At 54.9% G+C, this 22,600-nt stretch carries 21 protein-coding genes and 1 pseudogene; 17 read left to right on the top strand and 5 right to left on the bottom strand.

All coding sequences use genetic code 11. The annotated features are described in order from the left end of the window. Positions 1-57 precede the first annotated feature (57 nt). The gene (gpmI, locus tag KKG35_10085) at positions 58-1,623 is read right to left on the bottom strand and encodes a 2,3-bisphosphoglycerate-independent phosphoglycerate mutase (protein ID MBU1738477.1); all 1,566 of its coding nucleotides are present in this window, start codon (positions 1,621-1,623) and stop codon (positions 58-60) included. Then, a complete protein-coding gene (gene rsfS / locus KKG35_10080) occupies positions 1,620-2,018 on the bottom strand; it encodes a ribosome silencing factor (protein ID MBU1738476.1) in 399 nt (132 codons plus the stop codon). The genes gpmI and rsfS overlap by 4 nt, the downstream gene beginning before the upstream one ends. Positions 2,019-2,466: 448 nt before the next feature. Between rsfS and secD the strand changes: the two are divergent. The 7 genes and pseudogenes from secD to KKG35_10045 all read left to right on the top strand — a co-directional run bounded on the left by secD (position 2,467) and on the right by KKG35_10045 (position 11,782). Continuing rightward, positions 2,467-5,097 (top strand): annotated as a pseudogene (gene secD, locus KKG35_10075) (protein translocase subunit SecD). A 6-nt stretch (positions 5,098-5,103) separates the two neighbouring features. Continuing rightward, positions 5,104-5,844, top strand: a complete 741-nt coding sequence (locus KKG35_10070) for a YkgJ family cysteine cluster protein (protein MBU1738475.1) — start codon at positions 5,104-5,106, stop codon at positions 5,842-5,844. Then, positions 5,828-6,568 carry an HD domain-containing protein gene (locus KKG35_10065; GenBank protein MBU1738474.1) on the top strand — a complete coding sequence of 247 codons (741 nt, stop codon included), beginning with the start codon at positions 5,828-5,830 and terminating at the stop codon, positions 6,566-6,568. The genes KKG35_10070 and KKG35_10065 overlap by 17 nt, the downstream gene beginning before the upstream one ends. Beyond that, a complete protein-coding gene (locus KKG35_10060; protein MBU1738473.1) occupies positions 6,552-7,376 on the top strand; it encodes a phosphoribosylformylglycinamidine synthase subunit PurQ in 825 nt (274 codons plus the stop codon). Before KKG35_10065 ends, KKG35_10060 begins: the two co-directional genes overlap by 17 nt. 201 nt (positions 7,377-7,577) lie before the next feature. Beyond that, positions 7,578-8,300, top strand: coding sequence for a twin-arginine translocase subunit TatC (locus tag KKG35_10055; GenBank protein MBU1738472.1), 723 nt, complete (start codon positions 7,578-7,580; stop codon positions 8,298-8,300). A 56-nt stretch (positions 8,301-8,356) separates the two neighbouring features. Beyond that, entirely contained in the window at positions 8,357-9,337 is a 981-nt protein-coding gene (locus KKG35_10050) for a bile acid:sodium symporter (protein ID MBU1738471.1), read from the top strand. Positions 9,338-9,562: 225 nt separating this feature from the next. Then, on the top strand, positions 9,563-11,782 hold the full coding sequence (locus KKG35_10045) for a response regulator (GenBank protein ID MBU1738470.1): 2,220 nt from the start codon (positions 9,563-9,565) through the stop codon (positions 11,780-11,782). A gap of 3 nt (positions 11,783-11,785) precedes the next feature. Here KKG35_10045 and KKG35_10040 read toward each other — a convergent pair whose 3' ends face one another. Further along, positions 11,786-12,184: a DUF523 domain-containing protein gene (locus KKG35_10040; GenBank protein ID MBU1738469.1), complete on the bottom strand. Its 399-nt coding sequence runs from the start codon at positions 12,182-12,184 to the stop codon at positions 11,786-11,788. A 161-nt stretch (positions 12,185-12,345) separates the two neighbouring features. On the opposite strand from KKG35_10040, the gene KKG35_10035 reads away from it, so the two are divergent. Next, complete coding sequence (locus tag KKG35_10035; GenBank protein MBU1738468.1) at positions 12,346-12,654, top strand: septum formation initiator family protein; 309 nt, start codon at positions 12,346-12,348, stop codon at positions 12,652-12,654. A 41-nt stretch (positions 12,655-12,695) separates the two neighbouring features. Here the strand turns inward: KKG35_10035 and gmhB are convergent, their stop codons facing one another. Both gmhB and waaF read right to left on the bottom strand, forming a co-directional pair. After that, complete coding sequence (gene gmhB, locus KKG35_10030) at positions 12,696-13,307, bottom strand: D-glycero-beta-D-manno-heptose 1,7-bisphosphate 7-phosphatase (GenBank protein MBU1738467.1); 612 nt, start codon at positions 13,305-13,307, stop codon at positions 12,696-12,698. A gap of 5 nt (positions 13,308-13,312) precedes the next feature. Beyond that, the gene (waaF, locus tag KKG35_10025) at positions 13,313-14,356 is read right to left on the bottom strand and encodes a lipopolysaccharide heptosyltransferase II (protein ID MBU1738466.1); all 1,044 of its coding nucleotides are present in this window, start codon (positions 14,354-14,356) and stop codon (positions 13,313-13,315) included. 320 nt (positions 14,357-14,676) lie between these two features. Between waaF and rpsB the strand changes: the two genes are divergently transcribed. The 9 genes from rpsB (at position 14,677) to tsaB (ending at position 22,488) form a co-directional block, all read left to right on the top strand. Further along, positions 14,677-15,468, top strand: coding sequence for a 30S ribosomal protein S2 (gene rpsB / locus KKG35_10020; GenBank protein MBU1738465.1), 792 nt, complete (start codon positions 14,677-14,679; stop codon positions 15,466-15,468). 167 nt (positions 15,469-15,635) lie between these two features. Continuing rightward, on the top strand, positions 15,636-16,229 hold the full coding sequence (tsf, locus tag KKG35_10015) for a translation elongation factor Ts (GenBank protein MBU1738464.1): 594 nt from the start codon (positions 15,636-15,638) through the stop codon (positions 16,227-16,229). Between the two features lie 74 nt (positions 16,230-16,303). Next, positions 16,304-17,029, top strand: a complete 726-nt coding sequence (pyrH, locus tag KKG35_10010; protein ID MBU1738463.1) for a UMP kinase — start codon at positions 16,304-16,306, stop codon at positions 17,027-17,029. Further along, positions 17,026-17,580, top strand: coding sequence for a ribosome recycling factor (gene frr / locus KKG35_10005; GenBank protein ID MBU1738462.1), 555 nt, complete (start codon positions 17,026-17,028; stop codon positions 17,578-17,580). The genes pyrH and frr overlap by 4 nt, the downstream gene beginning before the upstream one ends. A gap of 48 nt (positions 17,581-17,628) precedes the next feature. After that, on the top strand, positions 17,629-18,375 hold the full coding sequence (locus KKG35_10000) for an isoprenyl transferase (GenBank protein MBU1738461.1): 747 nt from the start codon (positions 17,629-17,631) through the stop codon (positions 18,373-18,375). Further along, positions 18,372-19,196 (top strand): phosphatidate cytidylyltransferase, encoded by an 825-nt coding sequence (locus tag KKG35_09995; protein MBU1738460.1) that lies wholly within the window; start codon positions 18,372-18,374, stop codon positions 19,194-19,196. The genes KKG35_10000 and KKG35_09995 overlap by 4 nt, the downstream gene beginning before the upstream one ends. A gap of 30 nt (positions 19,197-19,226) precedes the next feature. Beyond that, positions 19,227-20,420 (top strand): 1-deoxy-D-xylulose-5-phosphate reductoisomerase, encoded by a 1,194-nt coding sequence (locus KKG35_09990; protein MBU1738459.1) that lies wholly within the window; start codon positions 19,227-19,229, stop codon positions 20,418-20,420. Positions 20,421-20,645: 225 nt separating this feature from the next. Further along, positions 20,646-21,722 (top strand): RIP metalloprotease RseP, encoded by a 1,077-nt coding sequence (gene rseP, locus KKG35_09985; GenBank protein MBU1738458.1) that lies wholly within the window; start codon positions 20,646-20,648, stop codon positions 21,720-21,722. A gap of 16 nt (positions 21,723-21,738) precedes the next feature. Next, on the top strand, positions 21,739-22,488 hold the full coding sequence (gene tsaB / locus KKG35_09980; protein MBU1738457.1) for a tRNA (adenosine(37)-N6)-threonylcarbamoyltransferase complex dimerization subunit type 1 TsaB: 750 nt from the start codon (positions 21,739-21,741) through the stop codon (positions 22,486-22,488). Positions 22,489-22,600: the final 112 nt, after the last annotated feature.

Below are 22,600 nucleotides of genomic sequence, written 5' to 3'. Positions count from 1 at the left end.
TCTGAACCATTTTAAACAGCAATTCAACACCATAAAACATATCAGAAAGTTTGGTCTTCATTTTTCATTTTGCATTGCATCCGCCAGCAGATTTCTCCCGGTCATCTCTTCAGGCACCGGAAGGCCAAGCAAAGTGAGAACCGTCGGCGCGATATCCCGGAGCGCGCCATCCCCTTCAATGGAATGACCGGCAAGAGTGTCGCCGACCGCAATAAACGGCACCCGGTTACTGGTATGGGCGGTAAATGGCCCACTGTTCACCGGGTCAACCATCTGTTCGGCATTGCCGTGGTCGGCGGTGATCAGCACGGTGCCTTCCCGGGCCAGGAATTCCTCAACCAGGCGGCCGAGACAGGCGTCCACCGTCTCGCAGGCCTTGATCGCCGCAGGGAGCATCCCGGTGTGGCCGACCATATCGCCGTTGGCATAATTGAGCACCACCAGATCGAAATGCTGCTGCCCGATCTTCTGAAGCAACCGATCGGTAACCTCCCCGGCGCTCATCTCCGGCTTCAGATCGTAGGTCGCAACTTCCTTGGGGGAGGGAACCAGAAGCCTCTCCTCACCCGGAAAAGGTTCCTCCCGTCCGCCGTTGAAAAAGAAGGTCACGTGGGCGTATTTCTCCGTCTCCGCAATGCGAAGCTGGGTGAGACCGCCGCGGCTGACCTCTTCGCCCAGAATCCTGGTCAGTTCCGCCGGAGGAAAGGCGATGGGCAGGGTGAAATCCCGGTCGTATTCGGTAAAGGTCAGGTAACGGGAAAGTTCAGGCCTCTTTCCGGTATCAAACCCGGTAAAGCCCTGTTCGGTAAAGGCGCGGGTAAGTTCCCGGGCCCGATCGGACCTGAAGTTGAAAAAGATGACCGAGTCATGATCCTGAATGGTTCCCAGCGGCCGATTGTTTTCGACCATGACCACCGGCTTGATGAACTCATCGGACTCACCGCGGTCGTAAGCGTCGCGGACACCCTGCACCGGGTCGGCTGCCGCGACCCCATCACCACTGACCAGGGCCTTCCAGGCAAGCTCGACCCGCTGCCAGCGGTTGTCCCGGTCCATGGCATAATAACGGCCCGTAATGGTCGCGATCCGTCCGGTGCCGATACGATCGATTTCTTTCTGAAGAGTTTCGAGATGCCCGAGGCCGCTTCTGGGAGGCGTATCACGTCCATCCATGAAAGCGTGGATAAAGACCCGCTCAAGCCCGAGAGCCGATGCCATCTGCAAAAGTCCGATCAGATGGCTGAGGTGGCTGTGCACCCCGCCATCGGAAACAAGACCGAGAAGATGCAATGCGCCCGAGTGCTCTTTGGCTTTATTCATGGAGGCGAGGAGACCCGGGTTGGTCATGAACTCGCCCGATTCAAGGGCGATATTGATCCGGGAATAGTCCTGATAGACCACCCTGCCGGCGCCGATATTGAGATGGCCGACTTCGGAGTTCCCCATCTGGCCTTCGGGCAACCCCACCATCCCGCCGTTTGCCACAAGAGCCGTGTGCGGGTATTCATTCCACCACCGGTCCATATTGGGTGTTTTTGCCGCGTAGACCGCGTTGGTCTCAACGTTTCCGCCGAGCCCCCAGCCATCGAGGATTGCCAGCAGCACCGGTCCTTTGCTTTTCATACTGTTTTCCCGGGATTCAGCAGTTTTTTCGGATCGAGACGGGGGGCGTCGTGCCAGAGTCCTTCCAGATCGTAATGATCACGATCTTCATAGTGAAAGACATGGATGATGATATCGTTATAATCGAGCAGCACCCAGCGTGCTTCGCTCAACCCTTCGGTGTCCCCTTCCCGGGTCCTCCTGCTGCCGATCTCGTCGTCGACGGCTTCGGCAAGACCCTGCACGTGGCGGGTGGAGGTGCCGCTCATGATCACAAAATAGTCCGCAAAATCGGAGATCCCCCGAACATCGAGGATGACCGGTTTCTCAGCTTTTTTCTCTGAAACAGTACGATATATTCTGGCCAGAAGCTCCGAGATTTCCAGATCGGCCAGTGATTTCTTGATTCTTTTCATGGTTCTCCCCGGGATGACATTTTCAGGGACATCCCTGTAATATTTATTGCGACCTGGACCCACCGCAAACCCTTTCCCACAGAGTTTCTCCGGAGTTTTACCTATATAGCCCATTCGCTGCAGAACGTGATACAATACTAGGCTTGTCGCCACTTCTCAACAGTCATCTGAAAAAAACCACCCGACCCTGAAAAAAACACCTCGTCCGTTCACCATCTCCTCCCACCATCATCCCTTTAAAATTGTGGTTTTACGGGCTATTTTACGCCACCGATCCATGACCGTATTTGTTCTTTTAAATAGTTACTTATTGAGTTATAATCCCGCTCCATTGATTCCCGACAGATCATAAACGGGTATTTTACCCACCTGATCCACAGGCCGACCTCACTCATATCGGCAGATTGAACATCTCGGTCTGCCTCATACGATAGCAAAGGAGTAGTTGATGAAAACATCTCTGAAATGGAAAGTTGCTCTGCTCATTTCCATCATATTCATTTCCGCCCTGACCGTTATCCCGTCTTTCAAAAAAGACGTCCCTGACTGGTGGAAAAAATATCTCGCCCCTGCCGGTCTGCGACAGGGTCTCGACCTGCAGGGCGGCATGCACCTGGTCCTGCAGGTTGACCTGGCAAAAGCGATTGAGAACACCCTTGACCTGGCCGCCGGGAACCTTAAAGACAACTTGACGGCAAAGAAGATCACCGTGGTCAGGACCCCGTCCGACGACCCGAACAAAGTCGTGTTCACCCTGCCCAACGTCGGTGCGGTTGATACCGTTCGCGACGTCGTGAAGGGAGACTTCCCGGACCTCGCGATCAACATTCAGTCCGAAGCAGGCACCTTCCCGAAGATCTCCATTTCGCTGAGTGAGTAAAAGATCGATTTCATCAATAAAAATGCGGTCAACCAGTCTCTTGAGATTATCCGCAACCGGATCGACCAGTTCGGGGTCGCCGAGCCGGTGATCATCCGCCAGGGCGCCGATGAAATCGTGGTCCAGCTGCCGGGGGTCAAAGACCCGAAACGCGCGCTCGACCTCATCGGCAAAACCGCCCAGCTTGAGTTCAAACTTCTCTACGAGGAAGGCGGGGTTGACCTGACCGGGCTGATTGAGCAGGCCAAACAATCGATTGTCTGGCCGACCTGGAGCGACCCGCAGGATCAGAGAAGCGAAGCTGATAAGCGGCAGGCCTACCTCACCCAGACCGAAGGCCGCAAACAGCTCAATTCCATTCTGCAGAGCCGCCTGCCGGCAAACACCGAGATCTATTTTGAGAAAAAGGTGTCAAATGCGACCGGCATTAAAATTGAGACCGTCACCCCGCTGCTGATCAAAAGCCAGGTCATGATGACCGGTGACATGGTCCAGGATTCCCAGCCGCAGATCGGCGGGACCTTTAACGAACCCTATGTCTCCATGGATTTCACCAGTTACGGCGGCAAACTTTTCGGCCAGATCACCGAGAAAAACGTCAACAAGCGCTTTGCCATCATCCTGGACGAGATCGTCAAATCCTCGCCGGTCATCCGGGAACGGATCCTTGGCGGCAAGGCCCAGATCTCCGGCAGCTTCACCTATGAAGAGGCCTCCGACCTGGCGATCGTGCTCCGGGTCGGCGCCCTGCCGGCGCCGGTTTCAATCATCCAGAACCTGACCGTCGGCGCTTCCCTCGGCAGGGACTCGATCCACAAGGGGTTGATGGCGGGCTTACTCGGCACCGCCCTGGTCTTCCTGTTCATGATGTTCTATTACCGTCTTTCAGGAGTGATCGCGAACTCCGCCCTGGTTTTTAATGTTCTGCTGCTTTTCGCCGGTCTGGCCTCGATGAACGCGACCCTGACCCTGCCGGGTATCGCCGGTATCATCCTTTCAATCGGCATGGCCGTTGACTCGAACATTCTGATCTTTGAGCGCATGCGGGAGGAATTCGCCCTCGGCAAATCGGTGAAATCCGGGGTCGAAGGCGGCTACGACAAGGCGTTCTGGACCATTGTCGACTCCCAGGTAACCACCCTGATCACCGCCCTCGCCCTCTTCCTGTTCGGCACCGGACCGATCAAGGGTTTTGCGATCACCCTCTCTCTGGGCGTCACCTTCAATCTCTTCACCACCCTCTTCGGCACCAGACTGGTCTATGATGTCCTGCACAGCAAAAAGTGGCTGAAACCGCTTCGATTCTTCGAACTGTTCAAAAAACCGAAACTCGATTACATGAGCATCCGGAACATCACTTTTTCGATTTCCGGGATCATGGTCCTGATCGGGCTCTTCGCCTTTGTCCAGATCCTGAGAGGGGAGGCGAACCTCGGGGTCGATTTCTCCGGCGGCACCATTGTCCAGTACAAGGCCGCCCAGCCTTTCGCCCTGGAAGATGTCAGAAAGGCCCTGAACTCCAGCGAGCTTGAAGGCGCACAGCCCCAGCGGGTAGAGGACGAAAACCGCCTGATCGTCAGGGTCAAGAAGTCGCAGAAGATTGTCGGCGACCTCACCGCCAACATTACAAACCTGCTGCAGGAGAAAATGCCGGAGGCGCAGTTTGAGATGGAAAGCGAGTCATCCATCGGCTCCTCGATCAGCGAAGTCCTCCGCAACAAGGCCCTGCAGGCAATTTTCATCTCGCTTATCGGGGTGATCTGCTATCTGGCGCTACGTTTTGACATCCGCTTCGGGGTCGCGGCAGCTATCGCCACCTTCCACGATGTCCTCGTGGTCCTCGGCCTCTGTTTTCTTCTCGATATCGAGATCACCCTGCTGATCATCACCGCGCTCCTGACCCTGGCCGGGTATTCCCTGAACGACACGGTGGTCGTATTTGACCGGATCCGGGAGAACACCAAGAAGTCCGGTTCTTCCGCAAACCTGATCGAAATCATCAACCAGAGTATCAACGAGGTCATCAGCCGGACGGTGGTCACCTCGCTGACCACCGGTCTGGTCCTCCTGGCCCTGCTGATCCTCGGCGGGGTGGTGATCCGGGATTTCTCCCTGGCCCTGTTCCTCGGTATCATGGTCGGGACCTACTCTTCAATCTTTACCGCCAGCCCGCTCCTGCACCTCTGGCGCAAGAGCTGATACGGGATGGCTGATGCAATGAGCAGCCTGGATCTGCCGGAACACGTCTGCGAACTCGAAAAGAATGAAAAGTTTTCCTTCCGCTGCGGTCCGACCGTCCGGTGTTTTAATGAATGCTGCCGCCAGCTTGATCTGGCTCTCACCCCGTATGATGTCTTAAGGCTTCGCAAGGGTCTGCGGATCACATCCGGCGAGTTCCTCGACCGCTACACGGTGGTGGAACTTGCGGAAGGCGAGGCATTTCCCCAGGTCTTTCTGGCGATGATCGATGACGGCAGGGCGAGCTGCCCCTTTGTCACCGATACCGGCTGCTCGGTTTACCAAGACCGTCCGGGCGCCTGCCGGGCATATCCGGTCGGCCGCGCCGCCTTTCTCGATCATGACGGCAAACCCTCTGATTTCTTCGTTCTCCTGACTGAACCCCATTGCCGCGGTTTCTCCGACGGAGAGGAGAGAACGGTCACAACCTGGAGCGATGACCAGGGGCTTGATGCATACAATCGCATCAATGACCTGATGATGAAAATTACCCATCATCCGAAAATCAGGGAAGGGTTCAGGCCAGACCGGGAGCAGATGAACAGGTTTATGGTCCTCTACGATCTCGATGGTTTCAGGAAAAGTCAGAACACCATTCCAACCCTCAACAACTGCAACATGGAGGGGAACAGCCAATTTGCCGGCCTTGATGATGAAGCCCTGCTCAAAAGGGTAATCCACCAGCTTCAATATGAACTGTTTACCTAGAGAAATCGAGTCTTCGGCTTCATGCCGGCCGCCCTGCGACAAATGCTTTCCGGATTATCCGCTGGGCCAGGCTCTCACCAGGAAACTGCGTGATCTTGCAACCTCATTCCTCGACGCCGATGGAGGGTGCCACGGGATCGACCATTCCGAAAGGGTCCATGCCACTTCACTGGCAATAGGAAGGGAGATGGGAGCAAAACTTGAGGTGTTAAGCGCTGCCGCATTGCTGCACGATATCGGTCGGCGAGATGAACATGCAAGCAAAGGCAAAATCTGCCACGCTGTACGCGGCGCGGAACTTGCTGCCGGGCTTCTCGCGGCGAACGCTTTTCATCCCGGTGAGATCTCCGAGATCTGCCACTGTATTGCCACACACCGTTTTCGCGATAACACCCCCCCGCTCTCACTGGAGGCCAGGATTCTTTTTGATGCCGACAAACTGGATTCGATCGGCGCAATCGGCATCGGCCGGGCATTTCTTTTTGCCGGTCAGGTGGGAGCCCGCCTTCATAATACGGAAGCAGATGTCACAGAAACCAGCCCTTATACGGTTGAAGATACCGCATACCGTGAATTCATGGTCAAACTGATCCGGATCAGGGAGCGAATGCTGACCCCGCCGGGCAGGAAGATGGCCGATGAACGACATGATTTCATGGTTGAATTTTTTGCCCGACTTGAGATGGAAATAAACGGAGGAGAACCCGATGCCCGAAAAAGTTAAAGCGATAGTCATCACCGGATACGGGACCAACTGCGAAATGGAAATGGCCCATGCCTGCAGGCTGGGCGGCGCCGACCAGGTTGATATTGTCCACATGAGCGAACTGATCCACGGGGAGTATTCGCTGGATGACTACCATTTCTTAAACCTGCCGGGCGGTTTTCTCGATGGCGATGATCTCGGGGCCGGTCAGGCCGGCGCCCACCGATTCAAACATGTGGTGATCAAGAAAACCGGCGAGAAACTGATGGACCAGCTGGTTCGGTTCATCAATGACGGCAAGCTGATTATCGGGGTCTGCAACGGTTTCCAGCTGATGGTCAAGACCGGGCTTCTGCCCGGGTTTAACGGAAATTACCACGACCGGCAGGTCAGTCTTTCCTACAACGACTCCAGCCGTTTTGAAGACCGCTGGGTGACTCTGAAGGTTGACCCGGATTCACCATGTGTCTTCACCAGGGGGCTTGACGCCCTCTATTTCCCGATCCGGCATGGCGAAGGGAAATTCGTCACCCTGAATGACAAGGTCATGCAATCGGTCCTCGACAACAAACTGGTGGCCCTGCGTTACGCCGATCCGGAAACCGGCAAACCGACCATGGACTATCCTTTGAACCCCAACGGCTCGCCGGACGCCATTGCCGGTATCTGCGACCCGAGCGGCCGCCTTTTCGGACTGATGCCTCATCCCGAAGCATTTCTGCACCGGACAAACCATCCCCGCTGGACCAGGGAGGACCTCCCCGAGGAAGGCCAGGGTGTGGCCCTGTTCAGAAACGGGGTCAACTATATCAGGGAAAATCTGTAGGAAAGGTTGAAAAAGGTGATTTCAACAGGAACTGAGTGCAGGTTCTTTTCATTCTTAACTCTTCACTCATCATTCTTTCACCCTTCGGGTACTCACTTCAGTACCCCCTTGAGGGGTATAAGTTTCCTACGAGCAGACGAGCTGCTCAACTCAGCTTAACTTTCTTTCCGAATCCTCTTCACCGCTGATGAACGACCGTCCATGACCGAAAAGCCCGACACCGCCGCAACCCCTTCCCCCGCCCTGCTGGCGGTGCGGGCAATCAATGAAGTCCGCAAATATATCCTGGGAATTGCCATCGCCCTTGCGGTGGTGACCGTGGTCCTTTATTTTTTCTCCCCGCAGATGCTCCGTTTCTTCCAGGACCACCTTGAGCAAAAGCTCGCATTTTTCTCCGTCGCCGAACCGTTTCTGGCCCACGTCAAACTGGCCCTGATCGCGGCACTCTTCATTCTGATGCCCGGCATCATCTTCTGCGGCTGGAAGGCGGCGGCCAAGCCGTTTGCGATGTCGGCAGGGTCCATCGGCTGGTTTGTTCTTTTTACCTGTCTTCTTTTTTACAGCGGTGCCTTTTTCTGCTATTCAATCACCCTGCCGTTCGGGGTCAGATTCCTTCTCGAATTCCAGTCCGCCCAGCTGCAGCCGATTATCTCCATCGGCAAATTCGTCACCTTCGTCGCCGTGTTCATTCTGGCTTTCGGGATCATCTTCGAGCTGCCGATCCTGATGGTCTTTGGCGCCAGATCAGGGCTTATCCCCCGGCAATCCTTTGAAAAAAACCGCCGCTACGCCATCCTCGCGATCAGCATCATCGCCGCCCTCCTGACCCCGACCCCGGATGTGGTCAACATGCTGCTGATGGGAGTCCCGCTCTATCTTTTGTACGAATTCGGGATCATCGTAATCAGGATACTGAAGATCTGAGTGGTGTATAAACAGTCAACCCAGATCCCGCACCAACCTTCCGGAGTCAAAAACCCATGTGGAAACTGCTTGCCGCCGTAAATAAAAAACTGGTGATCGCCATTCCGGTCATGATGACTGCGGGATTTCTCTTTGGGGTCAGCCAGGATCCGGAAATCGTCCGGAGCCTCCGGAAACTGATCCTGCCCCTGACCTTTCTGATGGTCTACCCGATGATGGTGACCCTTGATTTCAAGCGATTGAAGGACGGGATCAGCAATTTCAGAATCCAGATCAGCGCCCTGATCATCAATTTTATGATCATCCCTTTTCTCGCTTACGCGCTCGGCACTTTTTTTCTCGCCGATCGCCCTTACATGGCCCTCGGCCTCCTGCTGGTGGCCCTGCTGCCGAGCAGCGGCATGACCATCTCCTGGACCGGGTTCGCCAAAGGCAACACCGGCGCTGCTTTTAATCTTACCGCGATCGGCCTGCTGGCGGGATCCTTGGCCGCCCCTCTCTACATTCAGTGGCTGATGGGCACCAGGGTTGATGTCGACCCGGTGATGATGAGCAGACAGATCCTCTATATAGTTTTTATCCCGATGATTGCCGGTTACCTGACCAGAAAAATGCTGCTTTCCCGATTCTCCCCGACAGAATTCAAGGAAAAGGTCGCTCCCAGGTTCCCTGCCCTCTCAACCATCGGCGTCCTTGCCATAGTTTTTGTCGCCCTGGCGATGAAGGCCTCGACCATCACCGCCAACCCGAAAATTCTCGCCGCCATCGTTGCCCCGCTCCTGATCTTCTACGTGGTGAATTTTTCAGTCAGCACCCTCATCGGCCGCTTCTTCTTTACCCGGGACGATGCGGTCGCCCTGGTCTACGGCACGGTGATCCGCAATCTTTCGATCGCCCTGGCCATCGCCATGAACACCTTCGGCAGCACCGGTTCGGATGCAGCCCTGATCATCACCATCTCCTACATCATCCAGGTACAGTCTGCCGCCTGGTTCATCAAGCTTGCCGACTTCGTTTTTGTCCCTTCCGGTCATTGAGATATTCTCCTGCAGAAGTTATCGTAAGGCGGGAAACATTCCTTCGTCCAGTTAGGATACCGCTCCGCCTGGAGAGTCAATTGCCTGACATTATCGTATATGGTATAAATCTTCTGTTTGCATTTGATTCCCGATCACAGATCCTCGCTGAGAGAATTTTTTTGATCATTTAGCGACCGGGAATCTTCAGTTCTCTGAACCAGTTCAATCGAGCCAGGGGGGGGTATGCCAGGAAAGTTTTTCAGATCGATTCAGGGGAAGGTCCTTACCGGACTGTCGATCATCTTTCTCTGCTCCGTACTGGCACTCTTCACCTCGATGAATACAACCCTGAAAAACAGCATCCTTATTCAGGAATCACACATCATCAGAAACTATGCCTCTTCAGTGGCCGGCAAGCTCAACCACAACCTTGCCCAGGCCGCCGCCAATCTTGAGGCCGTTGCCAGGACAACCAAAGTCCGTTCCATGGACCGGAGCATTCTCGACCCCTACCTGCAGGAAGTGTCCACCATCAGCCCGTTTTTCCTCTGGCATATGGTGATGGACCATAACGGCACCGTCATTTCCCGGCATTCCAAACCGGAAAGAAGAGGTGCCGACCGTTCCGACCGCGATTACTTCAGGGTGCCGATGTTCGAACAGAAGTCAATGGTCTCCGAGACCCAGGTCTCCCGCTCCGGAAACCTTTCGGTTCATATTGCCACCCCCATTGTCGGTGAAGATGGCGCACCCCTTGGTGTTTTGTCGGCCCCCATCGGTTTTGCCGATCGAAATCCGATTTTGTACAATGCGATTACCCGCGCCTCCCTGCCGGACGAATGGCAGGTTTTCCTGGTTGACAAAAGGGGGTTGCTGATCGCCCACTCGCACCAGACCATCGACCGGAACAACCTGCAGCCTCTCGACTTCAGCACCCACCCTGCCGTTTCCACAATGCTTGCCGGCGGCAACGTCTCCAGACTGGACAGGTATTTCTACCAGGGTGAAGAATGGTATTCATCCGCCTCCGAAGTTGAACTTTCCGGCTGGACCGTCTTTGTTCAGGCACCGAAAAGGATCATCGCCGGCCATGTGAATGACGTGATCAGGCCGGCAACCATCTTTATCTCAACTTTTTTAATCCTGCTGCTCATCTGTTCCGTTCTCGCGGCGAGAAGCTACTTCCGGCCCCTCATCAATCTGACTCACGCCCTTGACCGTTTCGGGAAAAAGGAAGAGGTCGAGCCCCTCGCAACAAAAGGCACCGGCGAGGTCTCGGACGCGATCCTCGCCTTCAACTCAATGATCAGGGAACGGGCCGCGATGGAACGGGAACTTCTCGCCACCGGCAAAATCGAATCCCTCGGGCATCTCGCGGGAGGCATCGCCCATGATTTCAACAATATCCTCACCGCCATCAGCACCACCCTTTCCCTGACCAGAACCCACCACCGGGACCCTGAACTTTTTCTCGACAAACTGACCGCCTGCGAAAACGCGGTGATGCGTGCCCGAGGCCTGACCCAGCAGCTCCTCACTTTTTCCAAAGGTGGCGCTCCGATCAAAAAATCCTCCCCGATCGATGAGATCATTGCCGATTCGGCAGGTTTCGTTCTGAGCGGCAAAGACATTCGGGTAAACCATCAATTTCCCTCCGACCTCTGGCCGGTCGATATCGATCCCGACCAGATCAGTCAGGTCATCCAGAATCTGGTGCTGAACGCAGAGGAAGCCTCCCCCAAAGGCGGCATCATCTCCATCACCGCCAGGAATGTTACGATTTCCGAGCGGGACACCCCTGCTCTCAAACCGGGAAACTACGTGCTGGTCTCCGTGATCGACAAGGGAAAAGGGATCGGCAGGGACGAGCAGCAGAATATTTTTGATCCCTATTTTTCTACCAAGGGAAGTGGCCGGGGTCTCGGACTCGCCGCCTGCTATTCGATCATCAGAAATCATGGCGGACTCATCGGTGTTGAATCGACCGGCAACAAAGGAACCATATTCAATATCTACCTGCCGGCTGCTGCATTTCCGCCGAATCCCGGTCCGGCCGAATCATTACCGACCGGCGAAAAATCAGGCGGCAGAATTCTGATCATGGATGATGAGGAACTCATCCGGGAATCACTTGCGGAAATTATCATGATGTACGGCCATGATGCGGAAACAGCTCCGGATGGCGAGACGACCATCCGGAAGTACCGGGAGGAGATGGAGAAAAAGACCCCCTTCGACCTCCTGATCATGGATCTCACAATCCCCGGAGGGATGGGCGGCATCGAAACCCTGCAGAGGCTGCGGGAAATCGATCCGGATGTCCAGGCGATTGTCTCAAGCGGTTATTCCAATGATCCGGTTATCTCCCGCTTCCGGGAATACGGGTTCTGCGACATCTTGCCGAAACCATTTAAAGGAGCCGACCTGATCGCAACCATCAACCGACATCTGGCCGAGGGATAGAGATTAAAATTCTCTCACCGGAAAACCGTTGTTCCGCAATAATGCGGCCGTGACCCCCAATATTTCTCCACAGCCGCAGGAGGGGCTCCCGCTTTTGAGAAGAATTCCATCCACACCCAGTTTTTCGGCGATGAACAGCACCTGGCGGGCGCCTTCCACAAATTTTCCGGTCACCTCCACGCCGCCGCTGTTGACGACTCCGGCGTTCCCTGCCAGAACATCATCTCCGTCACCATCCACGATCTCCGCCGGCAGCCGCGGGGTGGCGAGCCCGCCAAGCTGCTCGGGACAGACCGGCACCCAGACCGCACCTTCAAGAAATTCCATACACTGCGGAGACGGCTTTGCAGCCCCGTCGTAACGGGTCTTCAACCCCATCAGACAGCTGCTGACCAGATATATTTTCTTGCGCTCAGCAACCATGCTTTCTAAAATCCCTGGTATAATCTCATCGCAACTGAAACGAATTACTGGTAAAAATCTTTGCCGGACATAAAAACCGTCTGTCCGCGACCGCTGCCGCAACTTGTTTTCCAGAACCCTGTACCTGAACCGGAGACTCTGTGAACTTAGATTTTTCCATACGGGAAAAAAGAAAACTCGGCAATATCATAATTGCCGCCCTTCTTTTCCTGGTCATCTGGATCCTCTTCTCACCATGGGGGCTGGTCAAACACGTCCGGATAAATAATGAACTGGAAACCGTCAGGCAGAGCAACCGGGAGCTGATTGAGAAAAACAGGCTTCTTGAGGAAGAGATCACCCGCCTGACCAGCGACCCGGTATATCTCGAAGAGATCGCCCGCAAAAAATTCGGACTGGTCAGAAAGAACGAACTTGTTTTTGATTTTTCTAAAACCAAGGAGCATTAGCAGCCCCCGCCGGTTGAAGAGGAGGTCTGGTGAAGATCCTTCTAACTCCCGGTTCCGGCTTCTTTTTTATCCAGCTCGCCGATGATCCATTCCACCGCTGCGGCAAGATCCTCCGCCACAAAGTCCGGCTGGACCTTCCGGGTCGGGCCGATGTACTGGTAATCCCCGCGTCCATACCCGGTAAGGACCAGAACCCCTCTGGCGCCGCAGGCCGCCGCCGCCTTCAGGTCGGACCAGCGGTCGCCCACCACATATGAGGAGGCAAGGTCAATCCCATAATCGGCCGCCGCCGCGCGAAAGAGGCCGGTTTTCGGTTTCCGGCAGTCACAGTTGATCCTGAACCTTTCCTCCTTCGCCTCGGGATGATGCGGGCAGATGTAGATTCCGTCCACTTTCGCCCCACCTTCGGCAAGCTCGCGATTCATTTTTTCATGAACCTCGACCAGCAGAGACTCCGGAAAATACCCCCTTGCCAGACCGGACTGATTGGTCACCACGAAGACCGGGATCCCCTTTTCATTGAGGCGGCGAATCGCCCCGGCGACCCCGGGCAGCATGACGAAACGGTCAAGATGGTTGATATACCCCATCTGCTCATTGATAGTGCCGTCCCGATCGAGGAAAACGGCGCGCTTCTTTTTGTCACTGTGCATGATCGTCACCTTTTTTTTCCGGCTGAAAGCATCCGGGCGACCCCTTCGGAAACTTCTGCGACCCCGATTTCTTTCATACAGCTGAAATCCGTGCGGCAGTGCGTCTTGAAACAGGGCTGGCACTCCATCTCCTTCCGGATAATCAGGACGTCCTCGGCAAAAGGCCCGGTCGCTACCGGATCGGTGGAGCCGAAGATGGCGACCAGGGGCGTTTTCTGCGCGGCAGCCACATGCATCAGCCCGGAATCGTTGGTCACAAAAACGTCGCAGGAAGCGATCAGGGCCATGGCTTCACCAAGTGAGGTCTTTCCGGCAAGATCAATCACATGTTCAGGGGCAAAACTCCGGATCGTTTCAGCAGTCGTCTGGTCCGCCCCGGTGCCGAACACCGGAATCACCGCATTATATTTTTCCGTAAGCACAGCGGCAAGCTCGCCATATCGTTCAACCGGCCAGCATTTGGCAGGCCCATACGCCGCACCGGGATTCAACCCGATCACCGGGCGAGTGCCCGCACCGGCGACAAAGTCTGCGGCCCATTGTGCCGCCTCGGAAGACACCTGGAGGAAAAGTTCATCGGGTCCGGCGGTCATGCCGAGATCTCGACACAGCCACTGATAGTAGTGGACCTGGTGCAGTTTACGTACTTCCGGTCTGATGGCGACCGGATAATTCAGCAGCAGTCGCCGTCCGTCCCTGATATATCCGGCCCGGGCAGGGATTCCGGCAAGCAGGGTGATAAAGGCCGCTTCAAAGGCATTCTGCAGCAGAATCGCCAGATCAAAGCGCCGGGACCGCAACTCCCCGGCAAGCCGCCACAAACCTTGCAGCCCCTGATGAACCCCCTTCTTATCAAAAATGATCACCTCATCAACATGGGGACAGTTACGGAAGATGTCGGCAACCCAAGGGTATGCGAGGATTGAAATCATCGCCTCCGGATAATTCTCCCTGATTGTCCTGACAGCAGGAGTAGTCATAATGGCATCGCCGATCCAGTTGGTGGATCTGATCAGGATCTTGTCAGGTTTAAGGTCGTCAGTCAGCATCTGTTCCAGCAGTTGGTGGTCGATTTAGGATCTTTTCGGGATCAGGAAACCTGCCATTTTATTTCTTTGTCCGGCGCCGTCAAGGTTTTTATCTCGGCAGCCCCCCTTCAGTCTTGCAAATTATTGACCATAATGTTATTAAAGTCCGTTTTATATTTGTCATCGTTTTTTTTACATCGGCTCACATGAATCTGCCCGGACCATGAAGGTCTGCGCAGCGTGGGAGCCGGCAAATTCACACACCCCGGATAACGTATCCCACTGGTGCCCTGAAAAGGGTCGGGACACGGGGTGGACGAACAACCAGAAAGGAGCAGGAAATGTCTTACATCAACATGAAGGATATGCTGGAGGCCGGAATGCACTTCGGTCATCAGACCCACCGCTGGAACCCGAAAATGCGTCCGTACATCTACGGCGCACGCAGCAAGATTTATATCATCAACCTCGACAAGACCCTGCCGATGTTCAACGCAGCCTACGAGGCCGTCCAGAAAGCGGTTGCCAAGGGCGGCACCGTACTGTTCGTCGGCACCAAACGCCAGGCCCAGGACATCATCCGTGAAGAGGCGGAACGCTGCGGCATGTACCATATTACCAACCGCTGGCTCGGCGGCATGATGACCAACTTCCAGACCATCCGCAAGTCCATTGACCGCTTGAAATCCATTAAGGCGATGCAGGAAGACGGCACCATCAACCAGTACAAGAAGAAAGAAGTCCTGATGATGACCAAGGAAGCTGTGAAACTTGAGCGCAACCTCGGCGGTATCGCAAACATGAAGGGGCTGCCCGCAGCTCTCTTTGTGGTGGATCCGAAACGTGAAAACATCGCCGTCGACGAAGCCAACCGTCTTGGGATTCCGGTCATCGCCATGGCCGATACCAACTGCGATCCCGACGGCATCGATTTCCCGATTCCGGCCAATGATGATGCGATCAAATCAATCAAGCTCATCACCTCAAAAATTGCCGACGCAGTCATCGCCGGCAAGGAGCAGAGACAGGATTTCCAGGAAGTCGACAGCGATGCCAAGCCGGAAATGGCTGCCGCTGCAGTCACCGAACCGGTGGAGGTTGTTGAAACCTCTGCGGATGACACTGAAGAATAAAATCAGTACAAAGTATTTGTTCTTCCAGACCACAGGCCCGCAGCATCCGTTTTCATAAGCGGATGCTGCGGCTTGGTCAGTGACGGGTTTCAAGCTATATTCCAATAACAAAAGGTCTTGTTCAGGGCCTGAAAAACTTCCCATTATCTGGGTCAGGAGTATTCGTCGTGCAAATAACAAGTCAGATGGTTAAGGAACTCCGCGATAAAACCAACGCGGGAATGATGGACTGCAAAAAGGCACTGGCCGAAAACAATGGCGACATGGAGAAATCAATCGACTACCTTCGCCAGAAAGGACTTGCCGTCGCGCAGAAAAGAGCGGACCGGGCCACCAGCGAAGGCGTGATCGAAACCTATATCCATGCAGGCGGGAAACTGGGAGTGATGGTCGAGGTCGGCTGCGAAACCGATTTCGTTGCCAAATCGGATGTATTCCAGGGTTTTGCCAAGGACATCGCCATGCACATCGCCGCCAGCAATCCGGTATCGATCAAAAGGGAAGACATTCCACAGGAGCTTGTTGACCGGGAGAAGGAAATCTTCAAGGCCCAGGCCATGGAATCCGGCAAACCCGAAAACATTGCCGAGAAGATGGTTACCGGAAAGCTTGATAAATACTTCGCCGAGGTCAGCCTCATGGAACAGAAGTTCGTCAAGAACCCCGATGTTTCCATTCAGGATCTGCTGAACGAACTCATCGCCAAACTTGGTGAAAACATCAGCGTGAAAAAATTCGCCCGCTTCCAGGTCGGCGTCTGAGATTAATAGAGAAGTCAGAAGTCAGAATTCAGAAACAAGCGAAATAATAACAGCTCTTATCTAAGGAATACCAGTTGGCGGAAAACAAGTTCAAACGGGTCCTGTTAAAACTCAGCGGTGAAGCGCTGATGGGCAAATCATCCTACGGGATCAATCCTGAGATGCTGGCCTATGTGGCCGGTGAGATCAAGGAACTCACCGAGCTCGGGGTTCAGGTCGGCCTGGTGATCGGCGCGGGCAATATCTTCCGCGGTGTCGCCGGGGTTTCCGACGGGATGGACCGGACCTCCGCCGACAATATGGGCATGCTCGCCACGGTGATCAACTGCCTGGCAATGAAAGAGGCCCTGTCCCGAAAAAAAATCGCGAGCCGGGTTCTCTCCGCCATCCCGATGCAGACAGTCTGCGAGCCCTATGCCAGACAGCGGGCGATGCACCATCTTAAAAAAAAGAGAGTGGTGATCTTTGCCGCCGGGACCGGCAATCCGTTTTTCACCACCGATACGGCGGCGGTCCTGCGGGGCCTGGAGATCGATGCCGAAGTGATCTGCAAGGCGACCAGGGTTGACGGGGTCTACGACAAAGACCCCCTCGTCCATAGCGATGCCGTAAAATTTGATGAGCTGACCTATACCGAAGTTCTCCGCAGGCAGCTGCGGGTCATGGATTCTGCTGCGATCTCGCTTGCCAGGGACAACAGCAAAACTATCCTTGTCTTTGACTTGAACAAACCGGGCAATATCCGCAAGGCTGTCTGCGGCGAGAATACCGGGACAATCATTAAAGGAGAGGGGAAATGAGTGAAGTGATTGAGTTGATGCAGGTAAAGATGGAAGACAGCGTTGAGTCTTTCAAACGTGAACTCTCGAAGGTGCGTACCGGCAGAGCGTCCCTGTCCTTACTCGACAGTGTCAAGGTTGATGCGTACGGCTCATCAATGCCCCTGAACCAGGTCGCAACCCTGACCATCCCCGAAAGCAGGCTGATCCAGATCCAGGCCTGGGACACCCAGCTTCTTGGACATATCGAAAGAGCCATCCATAAGGCTGAGCTAGGATTGAATCCGGTCAATGACGGCAAGCTGATCCGGGTCAGCATCCCCCAGCTTACCGAAGAAAGACGCAAAACCCTGGTCAAGCAGGTCAAAAAAATCACCGAGGAATATCGGGTCGCCGTTCGAAATTCCCGCCGGGATGCCATCGACACCCTGAAAAAGCAGAAAAACAATAAAGAAATCACCGAGGACGATCTCTTTCGCCTCCAGGATGAGTCTCAGGCTGAAACGGACAAGTTCATCAAACAGATCGATGACCTGATGGCTGCCAAAGAAAACGAGGTCATGGAGGTTTGACCACCTTCTTCACTTTCCTTCCTGCTACAGAAGGCGGCTCTGCAAAAGATGACTGAATCACCCGAACTGGATCCGACCCGGCTGCCCGGACATGTGGCCATCATCATGGACGGGAACGGGCGCTGGGCCCAGAATCGGGGCATGCCCAGACCTCTCGGCCACAAGCAGGGGGTAGTTTCGGTGCGGGAAATCGTCACCGCCGCCCGGGAACTGGAGATCAAAGCACTCACCCTCTATGCGTTTTCAACCGAAAACTGGAACCGCCCGGCGGTCGAAGTACAGGCGTTGATGGGACTCCTGAAAACGTTTCTCCGGAGCGAACTCGACGCTCTGGTCAAAAACAATGTCTCCCTGCGCACTATCGGACAGATCGACAGGCTGCCCGTTGAGGTTCGCGAGATCCTGGTCTCGGTTTCCGAAAGAACAAAGGATAACGACGGCCTGGTTCTTAATCTCGCCTTAAGTTACGGCGGACGTGACGAACTGACCAGGGCGGTCCGGAAAATCGCGGAGCAATGCCGCACGGGGGCGCTCTCTCCGACGGCGATCACCGAAGAAACAATTTCTACCCATCTCGATACCGCAGGCCTGAAGGACCCGGATCTGCTGATCAGGACCGGCGGGGAATCGAGGCTCAGCAATTTCCTGCTCTGGCAGCTTTCTTATGCTGAAATCCTGATTACCGACACCCTGTGGCCTGATTTCCGGAAAGAGCAGTTCATCGACGCGTTGAAGGATTTTCAATCCAGGCAGAGGCGATTCGGCAAAACTTCTGAACAGGTGCTTGCAAAATGACCAGAACCAGAATCATTACAGGGGTTATCATCGGCATCGGCTGGCTGGCCCTTCTCCTCTACGGGCCTTTCTGGTTTTTCTGGCTGGTGTTCGTGGGCCTCGGCGCGATGGCCCTGAACGAATATTACGTTATGACCCTGGCCAAATTCAGCCGCCATGACAGGATCACCGGCATTCTGCTCGGTCTCTTCCCGCTTCTGGCCGCCTACGAAGGCAATTCGGAAACGGTTTCCGCCGCCCTCTTCATCGCTCTTTTCTTTCTGATTGTCTATGCCCTTTCCCGGTATACCACCTTAAACGACGTCAACAGCCAGATGAACGGTTTTGTGCTGATGCAGAGGCTTGGCTTCGGCATTTTCTATGTGGGCTTCAGCTTCTCCCATTTCACATTGCTGCTCACCGTTCCCAAGGGAACCCACTGGCTTTTCCTTTTGACCATCATCACCGTCTTTTCCGACTCCGCAGCCTACTTTTCCGGCAAATATCTCGGCCGCCACAAGCTCGCTCCGGCGATCAGCCCGGGGAAAACCATCGAAGGGCTCATCGGCGGACTGCTTGGCAGCATTACCGCCGCGATCATCGTCTGCATCCTGCTTTTTCCAGGGTTTTCAATCGTAAAAATGTCCGTTCTGACCATCTTCCTGACCTTTGTCGGCATCATGGGCGACCTTACCGAATCGGTGATTAAAAGAACCATGGGCGTTAAGGATTCCGGGAATATCCTCCCCGGGCACGGTGGGGTTCTCGACCGGCTCGACTCCCTGATGATCGCCACCCCGGTTCTCTTCTATATGATTCACTTCGGCTTTCTCACCAGCTGATCCATTCATCCGGAGTACGTTTACCCGACCATGGCCAGGAACATATCAATACTCGGATCGACCGGATCAATCGGCCGTAACGTACTCGAAGTGGTCCGGCAGTATCCGGGGCGCTTCCGGGTTGCAGGGCTTGCCGCCGGCAGCAATATCAGGCTTCTCAAGGAACAGATCGATGCCTTTGACCCGGAACTTGTCTCGGTGGCCGACCCAGCCCTTGCCGGTGAACTGATCGGAATTCTGCCGGAAAAATGGCGGAGCAGGGTTTTCTCCGGCTCCGAGGGGAATGAAAGAGTCGCCTGTGTCCCTTCCGCCGATATGGTGGTTTCGGCCATTGTCGGGGCGGCGGGCCTCACCCCGACCCTTGCCGCGATCAACGGGGGCAAGAACATCGCCCTGGCCAACAAGGAAACATTGGTAATGGCCGGGAATCTGGTGATGGAGACCGCCCGCCGGAAACGGGTCCACATCCACCCCGTCGACAGCGAGCACAGCGCCATTGACCAGGGGCTTGATGCAGGCCGCCGCGAAGACGTGACCCACCTGATCCTGACCGCCTCCGGAGGCCCTTTCTACAGCAGGCCGGAGCGTGAACTGTGGGACGTGACTCCCGAAGAGGCCCTCGCCCACCCCAACTGGAGTATGGGCAGAAAGATCTCGATCGATTCGGCGACCCTGATGAACAAGGGTCTAGAAGTTATTGAAGCCCACTTTCTTTTCGGAATGAACATCGAAGAAATTGAGGTCCTCATTCATCCGCAGTCCATCGTTCATTCGATGGTTGAATTTCTTGACGGCTCGGTGATCGCCCATCTCGGTGTCCCGGACATGAAGATTCCCATCGCATACGCCCTCACCTTCCCGGAAAGATTGAAACTGCCGCTGCCCCGCCTGAATCTGGCCAAGGCTCCTGATCTCCAGTTCCTGGCCCCCGATTTTAAAAAGTTCCCGGCTTTAAAACTCGCCTATCAGGTCTGCAAACGCGGGGGGACCTTGCCGGCGGCATTGAACGCCGCCAATGAGGTCGCAGTCAATGCCTTCCTCGACGGCCGGATCAGATTTCCCGAGATCTCACTGACCGTTTCTGAAACCGTGAGCAGAATGGAAGCGGGTGACGCCTCCACCCTGGAAAACATCCTGGCCGCCGACATCGAAGCGAGAGTTCTCGCCGAATCGGTGGTTGAATCTCTGCATATCAAGTATAGTCAGTTGAAAGGTACGAGCTGAAAACTTATTATTTTAGAAAATTTCAATTTTTAGGCCACATTACGACATTTCGGGTTAACTCCGGAACGACGAAATAACCGTATGAAATTGAATGCGAAAATTGCATTCAAACTACTTAATTCTGCCGACTGAATCCTTCAATCGCCAAAATGAGCGGTTTCTTCTGCAACACAGAATGCGGGAATATCAGACAGAATCAACTCTAATCTCAAGTTAAACAAAACCATGAATTCAGTGATCTCTTTTATCATCGTCCTTGGCCTGCTCATCTTCGTTCATGAATTCGGCCATTTCCTCTTCGCCAAACTCTTCCGGGTCAAAGTCCTGAAATTCTCCCTCGGTTTCGGCCCCAAAGTCACCGGCTTTTTTGCCGGTGAAACCGAGTATCTGCTCAGCGCCTTTCCGCTGGGCGGCTATGTGAAAATGCTCGGCGAGCAGCCAAGCGAGGAAGTAGCTCCCGAGGACAAGGCCCGCTCTTTTTCCGACAAACCGGTCTGGCAGCGTTTTCTCATTGTTTTCGGCGGGCCTTTGTTCAACCTCCTGTTCGCGGTCTTTCTCTTTTTTATGATTTTCGCCATCGCCGGTCTTCCCACCCCGGTTGACAATACGGTGATCGGCGGGATCACCGCCGAATCTCCGGCCAGCCGGGCGGGCATCGAACCGGGAGACCGGATTCTTTCCCTGAACGATCAGGACACCATGAGCTGGACCGATGTCTCCGATATTATCAGCCACAGCAAGGGTGAGCCGGTGACCATTCTTCTTGAACGGAAGGGAGAAAAACTCACGATCACCGCCACCCCCGAGATCCTGCCGAGCCGCAACCTGTTCGGAGAAGAGGTTGAGAAAAGATACATGCTGGGAATCGTCCGCAGCGATGAAGTCACCTATGAAAAGATTTCCATTATCGAGGCCATTTTTGCCGGTTTCAACCAGACTTGGGGTTTCATCTATCTGACCCTGCTCGGGATCGTCAAGATGATCCAGTCGGTCATCCCGGCCAGCGAACTCGGCGGCCCGATTCTCATCGCCCAGCTTGCCGGCAAGCAGATGGAAGCAGGCTGGATGAATCTCATCTATTTCATGGGGCTGATCAGCGTCAATCTGGGAATCCTGAACCTCTTCCCGATCCCGATTTTAGACGGCGGCCACTTGATGTTCTTCACCTACGAAGCCATCAGGCGCAAACCCGTTTCACTGCGGGCCCAGGAAATCTGTCAGCAGTTCGGCCTGGTCATTCTTGCCTCGCTGATGGTCTTTGTTTTTTATAATGATCTGGTCAGAGTTTTCACTACCGGTTGACCGGAGCAAGCTGACCATGACCGTAAAGAGACCTGATCAGGGCAGAGATCCCGGCCCGAAAGTGCTTGCCATCGAGACCGCCACCCAGTGCGGCAGCGTCGCCCTGCTTGCCGGGGATGTCTGTCTGGCCGAAAACACGATCAACTCCACAACCACCCATTCCCGCAGAATCACCAGCCAGATTGAGTATGTGATGCGCGAGTGCGGGGTCGAGTGGGTTGACCTCGACTGTATCGCGGTGAGCCTCGGGCCCGGCAGCTTTACCGGGTTGCGGATCGGGCTCAGCACCGCCAAGGGATTTTCGATGGCCTGCGAGATCCCCCTGGTCGGCGTCCCGACTCTCGACGCGCTGGCCCTGCAGATGACCGGGCAGCCGGGGACCATGATCTGCCCGGTGATCGATGCCCGGAAAAACGAAATCTACTGTGCTTTGTACAAATGCGACAGCGACGGACGCCCGGCGCTGGCCGGTGAATACCTGGTCATCCACCCCGGAGACCTGACCGGGATGATCGAGTCTCCAACCCTCTTTATCGGCAACGGCACCGAGGTGTACGGGGAACTCTTCCGCAGGGAGCTTGGCGGGAAATACCTGCCCGCTCCGGTCGCTTCCTTCATGCCCCGGGCAGCAACCGTCGGGATGATCGGTTCGGGATATTTTCAGGATGACAAAATCGGCGACCCGGCTACCATGGTCCCGATCTATGTAAGGCCTTCGGAGGCTGAAGTTTCCCTCTCCGAAAAACAGACGAGAATCAAGACATGACAAACTCGCAAAAGGTCAAAAAACCCATCCTTCGACAGGCTCAGGATGAGCGGGGGGTTAACTGGCTCAGGTAGATCCTTCGACTGGCTCAGGATGAGCGGTTTTGTCTGGT

The organism is Pseudomonadota bacterium, assembly GCA_018823285.1.
Taxonomy (GTDB): Bacteria; Desulfobacterota; Desulfobulbia; order Desulfobulbales; family JAGXFP01; genus JAHJIQ01.
Note: the sequence above shows the minus strand (reverse complement) of the source record. Positions and strands in the feature narration are given on the sequence as shown.